This is a genomic window from Paenibacillus guangzhouensis, from assembly GCF_009363075.1.
Classification (GTDB): domain Bacteria; phylum Bacillota; class Bacilli; order Paenibacillales; family Paenibacillaceae; genus Paenibacillus_K; species Paenibacillus_K guangzhouensis.
The window spans coordinates 3,747,531-3,763,102 of record NZ_CP045293.1 but is presented as its reverse complement, the minus strand read 5'-3'; the positions used below and the strand labels follow the sequence as shown (position 1 = coordinate 3,763,102).

General features: G+C 50.9%; 9 protein-coding genes. 8 read left to right on the top strand and 1 reads right to left on the bottom strand.

Annotation, left to right across the window (positions count from 1 at the left end; all coding sequences use genetic code 11):
• The first annotated feature begins 14 nt into the window (after nt 1-14).
• From GCU39_RS16830 to GCU39_RS16810, 5 genes are all read left to right on the top strand, one after another.
• Nucleotides 15-887 carry a carbohydrate ABC transporter permease gene (locus GCU39_RS16830; RefSeq protein ID WP_152397295.1) on the top strand — a complete coding sequence of 291 codons (873 nt, stop codon included), beginning with the start codon at nt 15-17 and terminating at the stop codon, nt 885-887.
• Between the two features lie 68 nt (nt 888-955).
• Nucleotides 956-2,656 (top strand): extracellular solute-binding protein, encoded by a 1,701-nt coding sequence (locus tag GCU39_RS16825; RefSeq protein ID WP_152394575.1) that lies wholly within the window; start codon nt 956-958, stop codon nt 2,654-2,656.
• Between the two features lie 205 nt (nt 2,657-2,861).
• Nucleotides 2,862-4,538, top strand: coding sequence for an extracellular solute-binding protein (locus GCU39_RS16820; RefSeq protein ID WP_227793237.1), 1,677 nt, complete (start codon nt 2,862-2,864; stop codon nt 4,536-4,538).
• A 38-nt stretch (nt 4,539-4,576) separates the two neighbouring features.
• Nucleotides 4,577-6,151, top strand: coding sequence for a response regulator (locus GCU39_RS16815; protein ID WP_152394574.1), 1,575 nt, complete (start codon nt 4,577-4,579; stop codon nt 6,149-6,151).
• A gap of 14 nt (nt 6,152-6,165) precedes the next feature.
• On the top strand, nt 6,166-8,028 hold the full coding sequence (locus GCU39_RS16810; protein ID WP_227793236.1) for a sensor histidine kinase: 1,863 nt from the start codon (nt 6,166-6,168) through the stop codon (nt 8,026-8,028).
• Nucleotides 8,029-8,090: 62 nt separating this feature from the next.
• Here the strand turns inward: GCU39_RS16810 and GCU39_RS16805 are convergent, their stop codons facing one another.
• Entirely contained in the window at nt 8,091-8,588 is a 498-nt protein-coding gene (locus GCU39_RS16805; RefSeq protein WP_152394573.1) for a DinB family protein, read from the bottom strand.
• Nucleotides 8,589-8,757: 169 nt separating this feature from the next.
• On the opposite strand from GCU39_RS16805, the gene GCU39_RS16800 reads away from it, so the two are divergent.
• From GCU39_RS16800 to GCU39_RS16790, 3 genes are all read left to right on the top strand, one after another.
• Nucleotides 8,758-11,838 (top strand): hybrid sensor histidine kinase/response regulator, encoded by a 3,081-nt coding sequence (locus GCU39_RS16800; protein WP_193726519.1) that lies wholly within the window; start codon nt 8,758-8,760, stop codon nt 11,836-11,838.
• Nucleotides 11,816-12,898, top strand: a complete 1,083-nt coding sequence (locus GCU39_RS16795; RefSeq protein ID WP_152394571.1) for a response regulator — start codon at nt 11,816-11,818, stop codon at nt 12,896-12,898. The genes GCU39_RS16800 and GCU39_RS16795 overlap by 23 nt, the downstream gene beginning before the upstream one ends.
• Nucleotides 12,899-13,099: 201 nt before the next feature.
• The gene (locus tag GCU39_RS16790; protein ID WP_152394570.1) at nt 13,100-15,571 is read left to right on the top strand and encodes a X2-like carbohydrate binding domain-containing protein; all 2,472 of its coding nucleotides are present in this window, start codon (nt 13,100-13,102) and stop codon (nt 15,569-15,571) included.
• Nucleotide 15,572 lies beyond the last annotated feature (1 nt).

The window sequence follows — 15,572 nt, the reverse complement described above, 5'->3', positions numbered from 1 at the left end:
ATAGCGACCGCGTCATGGTTGTAGCGATCTATGTGTTTCTCATTTTGTTATCTTTTAGTGCCTTATATCCGTTTTGGAACACACTGGTCGTATCGTTGAATCAAGGTCTGGATACGGCGAAGGGGGGCGTCGCTTTCTGGCCGAGAGCGTTCACTTGGAGCAATTATGCCACGGTGTTTAACGACGATAAGCTGCTGAATGCATTTATGATCACCATCCTCCGGACCGTAATTGGGACCGTATCCGCCATCTTTATGACAACGATGCTGGCCTACGGCATGAGCAAATCTTATTTAATCGGCCGTAAATTTTTCACCATCTTTTTTATCGTCACGATGTATTTTGGCGGGGGATTGATTCCCACCTTCTTGCTCATTAAATCTTTGGGTCTGATGAATAATTTTCTCGTGTTTATTATCCCCGGGTTAATCAGCGTCTGGAACATGATTATTTTTCGGACATTTTTCAAAAGCCTGCCTGTCGGTCTGGAAGAATCGGCGCAGATTGATGGCTGCAGCAACTGGGGGGTCTTTCTGAAGATTGTTCTTCCGTTGTCGGGGCCTGTCATTGCGACGCTTGGTTTATTCACGGCCATCGCCCACTGGAATGATTGGTTTGCGCCAACGATTTATATCACCAACCAAGATTTGATGCCTGTGCAGACGGTACTGAGACGACTGCTCAATGCGAACCTCTTTAATGAGGCAAGCGCAAGCAGCGGCACGGTTAACAGTCAGACATTGGAGGCGATGAGCCAGAAGAGCTTGACCGCGAAGTCGCTGATCAGCGCGACCGTCATGGTTGTGTCGCTACCGATCATCGCGGTGTATCCGTTTGTGCAGAAGTATTTTGTCAAAGGCGTCATGGTCGGTTCCTTGAAAGAGTAGTTCGAGTTACGGTTTGAGGCGTACGCGCTTTGGACATATAGAAAATGAATGAGAGGGGCAATTTTCGGATGAAGAAAACGAGAAAGACGCTCGTCATGGTGGCTACCGCGCTACTGCTGACGACGTTGTTCGCCGGTTGCAGCAAAACAACGAGCGAGCCGAAACCTAGCACACCGAACGACACGACGAATGCGAGTACGAGCACTGGCAGCGATACAACAGAAGAAAAGCCAGCGGATGTATGGCAGTTGGGTTCGAGTGAGCTGGAGTTTACAGCCTATGCGCACTACGGTTGGCTCGACCTGCCGGCGAAGATGGAGGATGTGCCATTCTGGAAGTATTTGAAAGAGAATAAGAAAGTCAATATTAAGACAAGAGCCGCGCAAGGGAACCACGCCCAGCTCATGACGACGATGATGGCGGATAATGATCTCCCGGATTTGATCTATGGTAATCGGTTCGATCCGGATATCCTACGACTCTATGAAGCTGGCAAACTCGTGCCGCTAGATGATTACATGGAGAAATATCCTAACCTTAAAAAATGGCTGAGCTCGAAATCCGCGGATCTGCTTCGATTCCCAGACGGGAAGCTGTATCAATTCCCGAACTGGTACACATCGCAACCGAACGGCAGTTCAGGTTACGCCGTGAATAAAAAGATATATAAAGAGCTCGGTTCGCCAACCTTGGAAACGATGGATCAACTCTATGACTATTTGGTCAAAGTCAAGCAGAAGTACGGCAGTGAAGTGATTCCTTATGAACCGGACCGTGCTGTTGACGGTCAAGGTGTGGGGCTCATCTACACAGGCTTCAAGGAAAATGCTTATTACCGTTCCTTGAATGGAAGCACGCTTGCTGTCGTGGACGAGGCGAACAATAAGCTCGCTTCCTTGTTCACAGACCCTGCATTCCATGAATCACAGAAGTTCGTATCGAAATTGTATCGTGAGAAGCTGATCTCCCAAGACATGTTCACAATCACGGATCGCGGACCGGTGCAAGAGAAATTAATGTCTGGCCGGGTAGCGATATTCGGAAGTTCAGATCCGATGCCATATGCTTCGGCTGCGCATGCGGCACTGTCTAAGAAGGACCCGGATGCAGGCTATTTCATGATCTGGCCATTCCATAAAGCAGGTCTCGACAAGAACAAAATCTATACGGGTGGTTATGACCAGCTGGGCTGGAATGTAAACGTGATTACGACAGCGGCCAAAGACCCGGAGAAGATCTATGCATTCCTGGATTATATTACGGGACCGGAAGGCATGCTCATTCAGTTCTTTGGTCCGGAAGGCGGGAACTGGAAAGGACTCGATGAGAGCGGTCAGCCGATCTTTACCGAACAATACAATGCGGAAGAAGTGGCTGATATTCAGGCAGCCAACAATCCGGTCATGATGGCAGGTAACACGGGATATATCGACCCGGCGAAGATGAAGTTCGAACTATCGAAACCGCCGGAAGAACGCAACTGGCTTGCCCGTTATCAAGAATCGGTTACATGGAAAACGCACATTGACCAGACGGCCTTGGCGAGCAACTTGACGCCTGCACCAGGCACCGAACTGGCGGATATTAGCACGAATGTGCTGGATCTCTTCTTGCAGACCCTATCCGCATCTTCCACGGCGAAGAGCGATGAAGAGGTAGATAAGATTCTGGAGCAAGCGGAAAAAGACGCACAGGCGTTAGGGTACAACCAGCTGCTCGAATGGCGTACGGAAAGATGGCTGGAGAATAAGAAAAAACTAGGTCAGTAATTTTCATAGGAAGATTGAGTCCATCCACAGAGGGGATGGACTCAATCAATGATTCAGGTGAGTGTCAAAGTCTATTTTGATGCTCACCTGAATCATTGAACATTCGCTGGATAGATTTTCAAATTTTAGATGTATTGTTGCGGTGTGTATTGATATAATTTTACAAAAATACCTTTATATTCGCGAAGTGTAGGGGGTTGAGACGTTGATTGAACATAAAGTAAGGTTCCTGCGGGTCATGCTTGTCGGCGTTGTCCTATCGCTGCTTGCAGGGTGCGGCTTTTCACAAATTCCAGCTCGTGAAGAAGTGACTTCGATCCCTCCGATTCAACTTGATAGACAAGATCGGGAGCTTGGGCAGAAGTTGTATCCGCTAGGGCAAGATCCGCTTCATATCAGTTTCTATGGTCATTATAGTTACTATACGATGCCTCCGTGGGGGAAAGATCCGTCATCGAAGTGGATTCAAGACAACTTGAAGATCCATATCAGTGGCATAAGCGCGGAGGGCAATGCGAAGCTGAAATTGCAGAAGATGATCGCGAGCAAGCAGCTGCCGGACATCATCTGGGGAGACCGGGACTTCGATCTCGAGCGGATGCGCGAAGAGAGGCTGCTCGTCCCATTAGATGATTACATAACGAAGTACCCTAACTTGAAGCATTGGGCCGGCGAAAAGGTATTGAATTTGCTCCGCGCTCCGGACGATAAAATCTATTATTTCCCGAATTATTATTCGAATCGGCCTTATGGCAATGCAGGTTATATCATCAATAAAAAGATCTATCGGGAATTAGGGAATCCGAAGCTGGATACGACGGATGATCTCTATCGGTATTTAGTCAAAGTGAAGAAGAAATACCCGGATGTTGTTCCTTTCGAGACGGGGCAAGCCAAGGAAGGACATGGGATCGATCAGCTTTTCTCGGCATTTAAGGAAAATAATCTGGGTTTCACGCGTTTATATGGCGTTCCGGAAGGGGAGCGGATGACATCCATCTATTTGGATAAGGCTTTCCGGGAATCCGCGTTATTCGTGGCGAAGCTCATGCGTGAAGGACTGATGCCGGCGGCAGCCATGGTGCAGACAGAGGATCAGGTCAGCGAGAAACTAATGAAAGGCAAAGTGGCCGTCTACGCAAGCGCAAATCCGATGCTAGATGCGATGCGGGCGGATGCAGAACTGCGTAAGGGGAACAACGATGACGGCTATATGTTTATCGAACCGATCTATAAACAAGGATTGGATCGTTCGAAGATCTATCCAGGCACGTATAACATCCTCGGTTGGAATGTCACGGCGATCACGACAAGTGCGAAGAATCCGGAAGCCATCTTCGCGATGCTGGATTGGATGACAGGGCCGGAAGGCTCAGCCGTACAGATGTGGGGACCGCCGGGACCGGATGGGTATTGGGATGGTTTCAAGGAAGATGGGATTACACCGAATTTCACAGCTAGATACGGATCTGATCCAGCAGCTTTAACGGAGATCCAAGCGATCTCGAACCATATGATTTGGGTTGGGAATACGGTCTATTTGGACCGAACCAAAAGCGAGTATGAGCAGACGTTACCGAAAGAACAGCAGAATTGGGCGACCTATTGGCAGCAAAAAGTGACTTGGGCGACGCAAGGGAACGCGACTGCCTTCATCAATGTCCAGCCGCCGCCGAATTCGGCCGAGGGACATATCATGCGTGATTTAAAAGAAATATGGCTGGATGCACGAGAGGATGCGATGTTCGGCGAGAGCGACGAGGAGGTGCTGCGCATTCTGGATGAGGCGCATCGCGCTTCGATGGAGGCTGGATTTCAGTCCTATTTGGACTACATTACGAAGCGATGGCATGACAATATGAAAGTTCTGAATAACGAATAGCAACGAAGTCGCATAGCTACGACGTAGGGGGAGAGTCTATGTATCATGTGCTGTTGGTGGATGATGAAGAACTAGATTTGGAAGGCATGAGGCGATTTATACCGTGGGCTGAGCTGGGGATGGAAGTGAAGGGATGCGTGAACAACGCGTTGTCAGCTTGTGAGATTCTGGATCAACATCCGATCGATATACTGGTAAGCGATGTGAACATGCCTTATATGTCAGGGCTCGAGTTGGCCCGGATCGCTCTGCAGCGTAAGCCGAAGATCAGAATCATTTTCGTGAGCGGCTTCCAAGAATTCAGCTATGTGCAGCAAGCGCTGTCGCTGAAGGCCTATAGCTATGTGCTGAAGCCGCTTGAGGACCGCGAGCTAATTACATCACTGATGAAAGTGAAGCGAGACTTAGACGAGGAATCGAAGTTTCGTGAAGTGGAAGAGGCCTATCAGGACATGATTCCAATTGCTAAAAGCGATATGCTGCTGCGGCTCTTCGAAGGCGAAGATACGACGGATCGAGAATTTATGGATAAATTGATGAAGACTCATGAATTGCATCGGATGAACTGGCCCGTTCGCGTTGCTGTCATGGAATTAGATCTGCTGTCGAGGGTAGATGATAACGCTCCATCTCGGCTTGAAGGCGCCAGAATATTTCTGAAGCAGCTCCATGAAGCCGCGAACCGGGGGGATATCGTTCCTTATTGCAAGCTAAGCCCACAGCGAATTGCCCTGCTCCTGGAAGCGGAAGGTGTTGAAGATAAGATTACGCAGCTCATCGATTTCGCCCAGCGGAGACTGGCGGTTGTCGTCACAACGGGACTTGGATCGTCCGTGCTAGCGTCGGAACAACTATACGAGTCGTATCGGCAAGCCATCCAGGCTGTGGAAGGGAAGATGTTCCTGGGGAAAGGCGGCATCATTCATTATGAAGATGTCATCGTTGAACCGGCCATGCTGGACTACCGGTTGTTGGATAAGCATATGAACGCGTTGTTGAAAGCGCTTAAGGAGTATGAGCTTGTCCAAATCTATGACGAACTTGAGAAGTTATTCCGTGTGGTGACGAGCTTGCGTTCCAAATTCACGGTGCATAATTTGACCAGTTATATGATTTTGAAGCTGGATCAATATTTAAGCGAGGTGAACGAGGATCTCTTCGAACTGCTGGACATCGACATCCGCAAGCTGGATATGTTGGTGCAATTCGAGACGATCAATGATATTCGTAAATGGATGATCTATCACGTATTTCAAATTTCGGAGAAGCTTCACCAGAAGAACAGCACGCATGACAGTCAGTTTATCCGCAATGTGAAGAAGACGATCCAAGAACGGATGAGTGAAAATATTACGGTCAAGGATATCGCTCAGCATTTTTCGTTCTCGCCTAGCTATTTTGGATTTCTGGTCCGGGAGAAGTCAGGACATACGTTCAACGAATTGCTCGTGCAGCTGCGTATGGAGAAAGCTTGCGAGCTTCTTAAACTGCCGGGGATCAAAATTTACGAGATTTCGGATCAGGTAGGCTACCGTTACTTGCCATATTTCAGCAGGCAATTCAAAGAAAAGTTCGGCATGACACCGCTTGAATACCGGAGAAAAGAGCAGTAGCAGTGGGGGTAAAGATGAGAGTGGGCTGGAAGAAAGGTAAATATCGCGGCTATGTGCCCATCGGGTATAAGCTGATGATGTCCTATCTTGTATTTATTATTGTCCTTGTAACAGTCAACGGCTATGTGTCTCATTCGATGTACGATTCTTCCATGCGCAAGCAGACCAGCAGCAATATTCAAAGTACGCTGGTTCAGATTCGAGACAATGTAGCCTATAAAAGCGATGATATGGTGCGCATTTCGTCAACGTTATATGACGATGAGAATTTTATAGAACGTTTAAACGTGAAAACCGATAATTTCAAGGAAAACAACTTGCGCTTAAAAAACGTGATTATCCCGAAGCTAACGGGCGCATCGAAGTCAATCGGCATGAATCTGAGACTGTTCATGTATGTGTCGAATGAGACGATTCCGGAGATCTATAACAACTATGAACCAGAGAATCAAGATATCTATGAAGCTAGTGCCCTGGACGCGACGCAACAAACGTATAACGTTTATCATATGAACCGAATCGTGCATCGGCCATGGTATGAGCAGCTTCCGAATGAGGAATACGGCATTACGAAACGATGGGCCGAAGTGGAAGATGATGTACATAGCAATCGTATATCCATGATTCGCCGAATCGTAGATTTACAGAACCCGCTCAACGCGAAGGAAGTAGGCGTGATGAGGTTCAGCGTTCGTCGAGATGAGCTGTTCGAGAGCGTGGATGCCCGTAAGCTTGGTGAAGGCGCGATGCTGTTCATCCAAGACCGCACGGGGCGTGTTATCTATGCTTCAGACGAGAAGCGTCATGATGCGGCGAAGGTGAGCGAGCTTGATCTGAGTACGCCGCCATCCCTTGCGGATTTTCGACCGGAGGGGGAATATTTGACGCTCAAAGAGAATATGCCGCAGCAAGATTGGACCCTTGTCGCGCATGTTCCTTTGACGACGATTCAACAGGAAGGCGCGCGTATGCGGACATACATTATAGGAATCTGCATTTTATGCGCGTTTTTGTTTACCTTCATGGGCATCTTTATGTCGGGTTACTTTTCTAAAAGAATTACGAAATTTATTTCAGTGCTGAATGCTTTTCGGGAAGGGGATCTGCATAAGCGCATCACGTATAGAGGAAAAGATGAATTCTCGCAAATCGCTACCGCGTTAAATCATATGGGGGAAGATTTTGAAGCCTTAATCAAAAAAGTCTACTTAACCCAGCTAGAGAAGAAGGAAGCGGAGCTCGAGATGCTGCAGACGCAGATTAACCCGCACTTTCTCTACAACACGCTCTCCTCGATCAATCAGCTGGCTAAGTTCGGAGAAAATGAGAAGCTGCAGCAGATGGTCGTAGAGCTAGCCAAGTTCTATCGATTAACCTTGAATTCGGGCAGAACGTTAATTCCCGTCTCGTCAGAGGTTGAACAGGCGAATGCGTATCTGGATATCCAAAAGATTAAATACGGGCGCCGGCTTGAAGTGACCTTTGATATCGACGTTGCCGTATGGCAGTATGAGACGATCAAGCTGATTCTCCAGCCCTTCGTCGAGAATGCATTGAAGCATGCGTGGAGCGGCGGGGAACGCATCCATATTCGAATCGTCGCTCGGCTAGAGGGGGACGATATTCTCTATCGTGTGATTGATGATGGCATGGGTCTCAAGCAAGAACGCATGGCAGAGATTTTGAATTCATCAAGTGAGAGTGAGACCGGATTTGGCATCCGAAATATTCATCAGCGGGTACAACTTCAATACGGCGAAGAATACGGTGTATCGATCTTTAGCCGAAGGGGCGTTGGGACTTCTGTGAATATACGGATTCCGGCAAGGAAACGTAGGCTATTTTTGGAGGATAACCCAAGCGTGGGCGGCGAATGAAACAAAGCCATCCTGCAACGGCATTCGGTGCTGTTGCAGGATGGCTTTGTTTACGTTCTGATTTAATTGCCTTCTTCGTCTGCTGAAGGGCCGTAGACGCCCGGTACAGGGATATCGAGCAATCGCAGATATACCCCGATCTGCGCCCTGTGGTGAATCATGTGGCTTACGCCGAACGTGCGAAGCGCGATCGCCCGCGGCTCACGCAGAATGACATGGTCGCCGCTCCGCAGGGACCATGATTCGCCGAGCATCGCCTCGTCGCATTCGGATACCAGGTGCTCCAGCTTGGCGACGTTCGCGTCGAATTCTTCGAGCACGTCTTCGCGCCTTGCCAGCGCTTCTCGCCGGAACGGCACGGTTGCAAGGTCGAATTCCGGGTGAAGGAAAATCGCGATTTGCCAGTTCAACAGGTTGATCAGGTGCGTACTCAGCCCGCCCAGCGACATCGATTTCACATGCGGCTTCCACGTCATATGTTCGTCGGGCAAGCACTCCAGGATGCGGCGCGTCGTGGCGAGCTCTTTCAAGACATCTCCTACAATCAGTTGTTTTACCATAGATTCCCTCTCCTTCCTTGTATGGCTAGCATACTACAAATCCGGTCGAGCGGGAAGACAGGTCTTGGCCCCTCGGAGTTGAAAGATTGGTTTTTTATGGTTGATTTTTGGGGTGATTTGTTTTAAATTCGTACGATATATGATGATAGACTGGAAGGAACACATCCCTATGAGGAAACAATTGCTCGTGCTGATCGGCATGGTCGTCGTCTTTGCCGTCACGACCTCGATCACTGTCTATGAATGGCTTCATCCTGATGTTAGCTATCCCGAAGCACGGGCAGGCGTGTTGGATGCCAGGCATTGGGATTTTGCGAAGCAGGGAATTATTCCGCTGCGGGGGGAGTGGGAGTATTACAAGGACCAATTGTTGGCGCCTCGCGACTTTGCGGAACGCGAACAGGAGCTGCAAGGCCATCGAAGGATGCTGAACGTCCCTGAGGACCGGCAGGGGAACGTATCGGACAGCGGTTTTGGTGCAGGAACGTACCGGCTGAAGGTGGAGGTAAACGAGGCGGAGTCTTACAGCCTAAGAGCGAAGAAAATCCGCCTGTCCAGTCGCATTTACATGGCGGGCCACGATCTGGGCGGCACAGGGCGGCCCGATGTGTCGGCCGATCGTTTCGTGCCGAGCAACCTGCCGTTCTTCGGGACGGTTAGAGTCGAGTCGGATACGGTTGAGATTATCATTCAGGTGGCAAGCTTCCGCTATCTGCAAGGCGGACTCGTGCAAGTGCCGGAGTTCGGGGCGACAGATAAGGTGATGAACCGGCGGGACACCGCCCGCATGGCGGATATGATTGTCATCACGACACTATTGGTGTTCGGCATTTATTTTGCGGGGATGTTCAGACAATGGCGAAGGGAACCTTACTTGATCTTCTTTAGTTTGTTCTGCCTTTCCTTAGGGCTGTTCTTCGGCATTGACGATGAGATTGTCTTCGCCTCGCTGATGCCGTCGATTTCATTTCCGCTGCTGCAGAAGCTGCTCTTCATTCTCCCATCGCTGTCAATCCTGTTCTTTATTCATTACCTCCTTCTCTATCTGGATGATAAGCCTGGGAAGTGGATCAAAGCGTTTCTGCGAATTTGTTATATGTTCATGATTGTTCTGCTCTTCATTCCGAATGAGGGTCTGGTGCCGATCTTGGTGCCAGGCATTCTAATGCAGATTCTGGCTTTCGGGATTATCTTTGCATCGATATTCCGCAATCGCCATCATGGGGTCAAGATTTACTATGTGCTGCTCGGGGCGTTCTTTCTCGTGATCAGTTGGGTGTTCGCCCAGACGCGGTATCAGCTGGCGCTGGACAGCCCATATTTTATTATCGTAACGCTCTTGTTGGTCGTATTATCGCAATCGTTCCTCATGACCGATCGGATACGTACAGCTTATTTGCGGATTGAACGGCAAGCCCAGCAGTTGATGATCTATGATCGGCAAAAGGATGAATTTCTGGCCAAAACATCACATGAGCTTCGGACGCCGCTGCATGGCATCGTCAATCTGTCGCAATCGCTGCTTGATAATACCGACACCCCGCTTGCGCTGGAGCACCGCGACAATATTCGGCTCCTGAACCTTATTGGGCGTCGACTCGCCGGACTCGTGAACGACATTCTCGACCTGAATCGAATCCGTTACGGCGAACTGCGTGTGCAGCCGAAGCCGGTGGATGTATACATCTCGACCGCCTTCGTGATTGAGACACTGTCGATCGCTCCGATCAAGAGCGGGGTACGGCTTGTGAATGAGCTGCCGCCAACGCTCCCTCTTGTCCTGGCAGATGAGAACCGGCTGCGGCAAATTCTTCATAACCTGTTGGAGAATGGACTGAAGTATACCGATCACGGGACAGTATCCATTTCCGCTGAGAGACAGGGTGAAATGCTGTTCATTACCGTCAGCGATACCGGCAGGGGGATACCGCAGGAGAGCATGAGCCATCTATTCCAGCCGTTCTACCAATACGACGAGGAGGGGGCACGTTCGCGCGATGGGATCGGACTTGGACTGAGCATCTCGAAGCAGCTCGTCGAATTGCAAGGCGGTGTTATGCATGTGGAATCCGAAGTGGGACGGGGATCGCGATTCACGTTCACGCTGCCAATGGTCGTAGATGCGGCGTTCGAGGCGGCAGCTTCCACGGTATACGAAGTTGACAGCGTCCATGCCGAGTTCACCGAGTTCCGTGAGCATCCGGTTCTGCTCTCCACTGCTGGGGCAGGCAGCGAGGGTGGAGAAGCGACTTCTCACATCCTAATCGTCGACGATGAGCCTTCCAATCTGAAGGTAGCCATGGATGCCGTCGCTTCCATGAAGCATACATACACAGCGGTAGGGAGCGGGGAGGAAGCGCTCAATGCACTCCGAAGCCATAAGCCGGACCTTGTGCTGCTGGATTTGATGATGCCTGGCATATCCGGCTTGGACATCTGCCGGGACATCCGGGAGCTGCATGGTCTCTCTGAGCTCCCGGTGCTTATGTTAACCGCGTCCGGCCAGACGGGGGATATTCTCGCCGCTTTTACAGCTGGCGCTAACGATATTTTGCAGAAACCATTCGAGCTCGCGGAACTGAAGGCCCGTGTCCAATCGCTGCTCGCGATGAAGAATTCCTCGGAGCAGGCTGTGCGCCGGGAGATGGATTTTCTGCAGACCCAGATTACGCCGCATTTTCTATATAACAGTCTGAACGCGCTGGTCGGCCTTAGTTATAAGGATGTGGACAAGCTTCGGGAGACCATCCAGCATCTGACCACCTATTTGCGCGCCAAGTTCACGTTCGTGTTCCAAGGTCAAGCCGTTCCGCTGGAACGGGAAATGGAGCTAGTGCACGCTTACCTGGCGATCGAGCAGCTTCGGTTCGGACAGCGGCTTCAGGTCCGGTATACGATCGACGAACGTGTGCACAGTCTTCTGCCGCCATTGACGCTTCAGCCGATCGTGGAAAATGCGGTTCGCCACGGCATCGGTCCCAAACCCGAGGGCGGAACGGTGGACATCATCGTCCGTAAAGGCGCAAGTGGCGTGGAGATTGTCGTCGAAGACGACGGCGTCGGGATGAACGGGGACAAGCTTGCACAGTTGGAGGAAGGCTATAGCGGCGGGATTGGAATCGGCAATGTGAACCGCCGGCTTCAAATGAGGTACGGGCGTAAGCTGAAGATGGTCAGCAGCCCAGGCAAGGGAACAAGAATTACGATCTATTTGACGGAGGAACATCATGTGGAGAGCCATTCTGATTGACGATGAAGAAATCGCACTCGATGTCTTGGAGATCAAGCTGAACGAGATCGGCGGCGTGTCGGTCGTCGGCAAATACCAATGGATAGCCGATGCGTTACGCCATTGCGGGACGCTACGTCCGGATCTCATTTTCCTGGATATCGAGATGCCGGGCATGAACGGGTTAGAGGCCGCCGAGATGCTGCGCGCCCGTTGCCCAGATGCCGAAGTGATCTATGTAACGGCCTATCACGAGTATGCGGTGGATGCGTTCGCGACGGAAGCAATCGGGTATCTGCTGAAGCCGGTTGCCAAGGACAAGCTGCTTAGGGCGCTGTCGCGCTTCGAGAAATTGCAAGCGAAAAAACAAGACAAAAGCGTACATACAGGATCGAACGGGAGTAGCGAACTGAAGAGCGATGGAACAGATCAGCCTGTGTTATCGCTGAAGGTGCTCGGCAGCATGGAATTGTATACGGCGGACGGGCGTCTGTTGACTTGGCGCACTCGCAAGACCAAGGAACTGTTCGCATTGCTCTGGCATCATCGGGGACAGCCGGTCTACAAATATACGATTCTGGAACATTTGTGGCCGGATGATTCTGCTGAGCGCGGCCAGAGATTGTTGCATACGTCGCTCTATTATTTGCGCAGCTTGTTCAAATCAGAAGGGTATGGCGAGGTCGTACGATACGGGGACGACCGGTACTGGCTTGATCCCGTAGCCATACGGAGTGACTTGGAAGAACTGCTACAACGGATAACGTCGGGCCTTCGCGGGGAAGCCGGGCAGAGAGCGGTATCGCTGTACGGAGGCGACTATCTGGAGACCGATCATTATCCATGGGCGAACGCGTACCGGATTGAACTCCGCTCGACCATGATGGCTGCTTTGCTGACAGTGCTAGGCGAAGCCGAAGGTGAACATAGGATACTGCTGCTGCGCAAGCTGATTGCGCTTGAGCCGGGTCGGGAGGAATACTATGATCTGTTGGCGGATGCCCAAGAACGAAGCGGTGATCGTGCGGGTGCTCGTGAGACCCAGGTGATGAAAGAGCGAATGCTGCTAGAGGAAATCTAGCATGGCATGGCAGTTGAATATGTACGTGTAAGAAGACGGTTATCGGGCTACAATCCGATGACCGTTTTTGTCGTTTTTTGAAGGATGTTGTAAAAATGTTGAGACTCCTTTTGCTACTGTAGAGAAGCAGATAGGCAGGAAGAACTAGATTCCGGTCACCGTGGGGTGACGGGATACATCGAAAGGGAGTGAAGAAAGACGATGAAGGCGCTTAACAAATGGCTTTTCATTTTGCTGGCTTTCTTAATCATAGGAGCCGCGATTCCACAGGAAGCAATCGCAGCCAGTACGTCCGGCTGGGAGCAACGGAGTCCGTTGCCGACACGCAACACCTTTAACGACGTTGCTTACGTCAATAATTTGTTCGTAGCCGTAGGGGATATGGGCACGATTGCAACTTCTGAAGACGGCATTAGCTGGGTTCCGCAGAATAGCGGGACTTATGCGACGTTGGAGAGCGTGACGTATGGCAACGGCAAATATGTGGCAGTCGGAGCCTATGGCACGATCCTTACCTCAACAGACGGGGTTACATGGTCTAGTCAGAAGGTTGGTGACAAGTGGCTGTATGGTGTTGCTTTTGGTAACAACAAGTTCGTGGCGGTAGGAATTGAAGGAACAATTCTGATTTCCACTGATGCAATGACATGGACAGCTAAAACAGGCGTAACAGACAGAACGCTATACGACATCACTTTCGGGAACGGCTGGTTCGTCGCGTCAGGTCAAAATCGAACGACGGTAGGGTCAGATACGACCGTGAACTGGAACGGGTTGCTCGGCACGGGAGGGGAGAACTATCTCGGCGTTATTTATGGCGGCAACAACAACCGTTATGTCGTTGTTGGATCGTCGGGAGAGATTTCATATTCAATGGCAATCGGACGCAACCAATGGATATGGACGTCAGGTAAAGCCAGCGGGAACGCTGCGGTATATGGCTTCTCTGATGTCGCTTATGGTAATAACAAGTTTGTTGCGGTAGGGAACGGTGGCAAAGTCTATACCGCATCCAGTTACGCAAATGTTTGGCAAGAGCAGAATAGCGGGTGGGGCAACAATCTGGAAGGTGTCACATACGGCAAAAACATGTTCGTAGCGGTTGGCAGGTTCGGAACGATCCTGACTTCTGCCGACGGTGGCGTGACATGGACGAATCGGTCGCAAGGCACGATCTGGCCTGTTCGAGATATCGGATACTACGGTCATAACTTTATCGCGGTCGGGCAGATTGGCAATATCCTGAATTCCAGCGACGGTGCGCGCTGGCAGAAGCAGGCGATGGACTCCTCCATCGGGTTCGAGAGCGTGAGCTATGGCAATGGTACGTACGTGGCGGTGGGGCCTGGCAACGTGGTCATGACGTCCCCTAACGGAATGGCCTGGACAAGTCGAGCGTCAGGCGGGAGTTGGACAGATACGTATTACGGCTTAACATTCGGCGAGGGGAAATTCGTTGCGGTCAAATACGGTGGCAAAATCCGAAGCTCACTGGACGGCGTAACGTGGACCGACGTGACGAGTCCCACGACGAATACGCTTAATGCCATTCGTTATGGGGAGCATATGTTCGTGGCGGTTGGCGATGGCGGGCACATTGTCACTTCGCCTGATGGAGACAATTGGACGCTGCAGTCGAGCGGTACGCAGAGCAATCTGAAAGCGATCGAATACGGAAACGGCGAATTTGTAGCGGTAGGAGACACAGGCGTGATCCTCACCTCGGCTGATGGCGTGAACTGGGTCAAGCGGAACAGCGGTATTTCAAGCCTGTTGAACGGTGTGGGTTATGGCAATGGTACATATATCGCCGTAGGAAATACAGGGGTTATCTTATCCTCGACGAACGGTGCGGATTGGACACCGATGGCGAGCGGGACGCAAGAGGATCTTTATACCGCAGCGTTTGGCGATAACACATTCGTGGCAGGCGGCAATATGGGTACGATTCTGAGTCTGAAGGTGCAGCCAAATAGCGCCATCGATCCGTCGAATGCGAAGTTCGATTTGTATATCCCGTCCGAGGATCATCGAGAGGTGAAGGTGACGCTGCAGCTTAACGGAAATGCGCTGACGCTGATTAATAATCAGGCTGTAACGTTGACACAGGGAACCGATTATTCGATTAGCGGGGATACGGTGAGGATCAAAAAGTCCTATTTGTCCTCACTACCCGTTGGCACGACGACGTTGACCTTCACGTTCAGTGCAGGGGCGGCGCAGATATTGACGATTGACATCATTGACTCGACACCGCGGATGGCAACTGTAAGCTACGAGCCAGGAGATCATGGCACGATCAGCGGGTCAAACGAACAGGTCACAATAGGTGGCCATCCGTCGAATGTGCCGTCGGTGACCCCCGCGACCGGCTACCGCTTCATAGGCTGGAGCAGTAACGGAGGACATACCTTGTTGAGCAGTGGCCAGGTGACGGCAACGCCAGTTACGGCGGATGTTGCGTACACAGCTTACTATGCGAAGATCATTATGGGCGATGCGGACGGCGATGGGAAAGTTACTCCTGCTGACGCACTGCTCTTGACCCAATACATTAAAGGGAAAATCACGTTGACGCCGGAGCAGCTGCAGGGATTGGACATGAACGGCGATGGGCAATGGGACGATAGCGATGTCAAGGCGATCCTCGCGATTTGCACAGGAAAGGGTTGAT

Coding starts and splice junctions, on each gene's coding strand:
- GCU39_RS16795 (WP_152394571.1), top strand. CDS start 11,816: ATGTGGAGAGCCATTCTGATTGACGATGAAGAAATCGCACTCGATGTC.
- GCU39_RS16825 (WP_152394575.1), top strand. CDS start 956: ATGAAGAAAACGAGAAAGACGCTCGTCATGGTGGCTACCGCGCTACTG.
- GCU39_RS16815 (WP_152394574.1), top strand. CDS start 4,577: ATGTATCATGTGCTGTTGGTGGATGATGAAGAACTAGATTTGGAAGGC.
- GCU39_RS16810 (WP_227793236.1), top strand. CDS start 6,166: ATGAGAGTGGGCTGGAAGAAAGGTAAATATCGCGGCTATGTGCCCATC.
- GCU39_RS16805 (WP_152394573.1), bottom strand. CDS start 8,588: ATGGTAAAACAACTGATTGTAGGAGATGTCTTGAAAGAGCTCGCCACG.
- GCU39_RS16800 (WP_193726519.1), top strand. CDS start 8,758: ATGAGGAAACAATTGCTCGTGCTGATCGGCATGGTCGTCGTCTTTGCC.
- GCU39_RS16790 (WP_152394570.1), top strand. CDS start 13,100: ATGAAGGCGCTTAACAAATGGCTTTTCATTTTGCTGGCTTTCTTAATC.
- GCU39_RS16830 (WP_152397295.1), top strand. CDS start 15: ATGGTTGTAGCGATCTATGTGTTTCTCATTTTGTTATCTTTTAGTGCC.